The organism is Cohnella laeviribosi DSM 21336, from assembly GCF_000378425.1.
In the GTDB taxonomy this organism is placed as follows: Bacteria; Bacillota; Bacilli; order Paenibacillales; family Paenibacillaceae; genus Cohnella; species Cohnella laeviribosi.
The window spans coordinates 1-1,513 of sequence record NZ_KB899899.1 but is presented as its reverse complement, the minus strand read 5'-3'; the positions used below and the strand labels follow the sequence as shown (position 1 = coordinate 1,513).

Annotated in this window: 1 protein-coding gene; it reads right to left on the bottom strand. The window is 41.9% G+C overall.

Annotated features, from left to right (window positions below; translation table 11 throughout):
- Positions 1–280: 280 nt before the first annotated feature.
- On the bottom strand, positions 281–910 hold the full coding sequence (locus F560_RS0122030) for a hypothetical protein (protein WP_019007870.1): 630 nt from the start codon (positions 908–910) through the stop codon (positions 281–283).
- Between the last annotated feature and the right edge of the window lie 603 nt (positions 911–1,513).

Sequence of the window (1,513 nt, the reverse complement as noted above, 5' to 3'; positions counted from 1 at the left end):
GGGTTCCCGCTTCGCAATCTGTATGAGCCAATTCCAGGCCCGCTTGCGTCGCTGTCTGAACCTTTTGTACTTTCTCATCGTCCACTCTAGTAGCGCACTGTTATCCCGAAATATTCATTGACGTTTAAGTAAGATGGGAATGTACGAATTTAGTTATGCAAAGTCCCACTTCACGCAAAAAGACGTTTCCTTGTGAGTTCGTGATAAAGGAGATCGAGCAAACAAAAAAGAGTGTAGGATCCTTGGTGATGGCTGACCGACATTTTGGGCTAGACTTGTTTTACTTGGTTTTTTTCAGTCGAAATGACGATAGTATGGTTTCCATCACATTTTCGTCTATTTTTTCGCTGTTAAAATAAAAGCCGTATGAACGCCCATCTTCCTTAACGGACACATACCAACGGGTTTCCTTGTACTTCCATTCTGGATCCTTATCAGCAGCCGGTTTCGTGTGGGTCAACTGAATCTTATATAGGTGAACATCCTTATTCTTAATAGCTAATAAGTCATTACGTTCTTTGAAATCTGTCTGTTCAGCATGATTAGGCTTGAAATTTTTCCATGTCTCTGAATCAAACCATCCTAAAATTTCGGTTTCCCCTATTTGCTCCCCATTTTTTTGGAATGAGAAAGCGTCTTTACCACTCCCCTGTTCAACATGCCAGCTGTTTGGAATTGCAAAAGTAAACGTGGACGCTTCAACTATTTGATACCCATCGGGTAAAGAGAACGACGCTTGAGTTGCCGGTGGTTTTTCGTTTTTCGTTGGCGGGTCAACATCTTTATTGATAGTAGGCGTATTTGATGATGGTGGTACCAGTGTTTGGATTTCTCCCCCCTTTTCATGGCCACAAGCAGAAACGATCGCCAGAATAAGGATAGTCATTATCGATTTGAATATATAGCTCATGCGTATTCTCCGTTTTCGTAATAAATTTGTATAGCGTTGCGGAACAAAAAGGGAAACATACCAATGGCAATGGTATGTTTCCAAATAATTATCTAGTCATGGTTACCTGGCAATAAACAGGGCTTCCATTACTATAGTTTCGGACGTGCAGTCGATATCCTTGTCCGTTATTCAAATAAACTTTGGAAATTAGAGAGTAAGCCCCTGTTCCATAATCATCGTCAGATGCTATCAGATTACCATTAAGGTCGTATAACTCCAAAACAGTGTCGGTAGTATTACCGTATGGCAAAGTTTCAAAACTGGTTTGTCTGCCATCACCAGTAACATAATAATCGTATGAGGCTCCACCGTTAGGGTATCCAAGCGTGGTTGTCGTTTGAGATGCAGCTGCAGTTAAATAAATGCCGCAGTACACAGGGCTTGTGCTATTGTAACTCCGAACTTTTACGTAGTAAGTCCCACTTCCCATGTAATATGACCCGATCCGAGAATAATTGCCACCACCGCACAACACTTCGATAAAACTTAACATGAGGTGATGGAAACGGAGGATGAGGCAGTAGTAAGAGAGGTGCCAACTGTGTTTACAGCCATCTGGAC